The following is a 1,054-nucleotide window of genomic DNA, read 5'->3' on the forward strand; positions in this document are numbered from 1 at the left end:
AGAGGACATCGCTGACTTCCAGATCGTGGGTGGCAGCTAACAATTCATTCAAGCCGAACCCGCTTCGCGGGTCGGCTTAATTCAGGCGTTAGGGCTCAGACCAAATGTCATCGATACTTCTAGCTGTTCTGCTCCAAGTTGCCGCTGGAGATATTGCCATCGAGCAAGCTGAGGCCCTCGCACGACGAGACGAGGCTACTCTTCATGGTGAAATTTCGGCTAGATTCTTCACCGCACAAGACAGGGCGGTTGGTAGGTCTATGGTCGCGTGCGGCGTCAACGCCGCACAAGAGATGTCTGGAATTATGGTTGTAATGCGAATCAACGCGGACGGACAAGTAACAAGAACTTGGCTCAACAAACCAACCACTCTTGGTCGCTGCTTCGAAGAGCAACTTCGATCCAATGCAATGCAAACAGATGGGCGTCCAGAAATGTACTCATTCGTCAATTTCAAGTTCTGAGCCCTAACAATTCATTCAAGCCGACGCCGCTTCGCGGCGCGGCTTAATTCAGGCGTTAGGCCGCTTTGAAAGAACCCCGCTACCGCTACAAAGTCTCTCTCGCTATTACGCATCCGACGATGTCGGCTGCACGTATCGGCGAGGTGCTGCGCATGGAGCCCGACCATAGTGGGTCGCTTGGCGAGGATCGCCTCACACCCAAAGGTAACCCGCTACCCGGCAGTTACAAGCAGAGTTTCTGGCGTCGCTCCCTCGTGGTCCCAAACGACGATGAGTTAGAGCAGTTCTTGGCATCGACCGTGGAGCAACTGGAGCAGTACTCTCAGTTCTTCACTGATCTCACAGCTGATGGTGGTTCTGCCCGCTTTTTTGTTGGCCTGTTCTTAGAGCAAGAGAACATCGGCATTGAGATCTCCCCCGAGCTCCAAGGCAGGTGCAGCCGGCTCGGTCTTTCGCTAGGGTTCGACATCTATGGGCCAGACTAGCGTGGTGGCGCGGCCTAACAATTCCCTAGGGAGCTTCCCGTCAACTCCGGCCGCATGACGCTCTTGCCTGTAGCTTGAAGGCGGTTGCTGGTGCTCGTGTTGTGT

Annotated in this window: 1 protein-coding gene; it reads left to right on the forward strand. The window is 54.7% G+C overall.

Annotated features, from left to right (window positions below; translation table 11 throughout):
• Positions 1-529 precede the first annotated feature (529 nt).
• Complete coding sequence (locus tag H0E84_RS00260) at positions 530-949, forward strand: DUF4279 domain-containing protein (RefSeq protein ID WP_180676621.1); 420 nt, start codon at positions 530-532, stop codon at positions 947-949.
• Positions 950-1,054 lie beyond the last annotated feature (105 nt).

It is taken from the genome of Luteimonas salinisoli, from assembly GCF_013425525.1.
Classification (GTDB): Bacteria; Pseudomonadota; Gammaproteobacteria; order Xanthomonadales; family Xanthomonadaceae; genus Luteimonas; species Luteimonas salinisoli.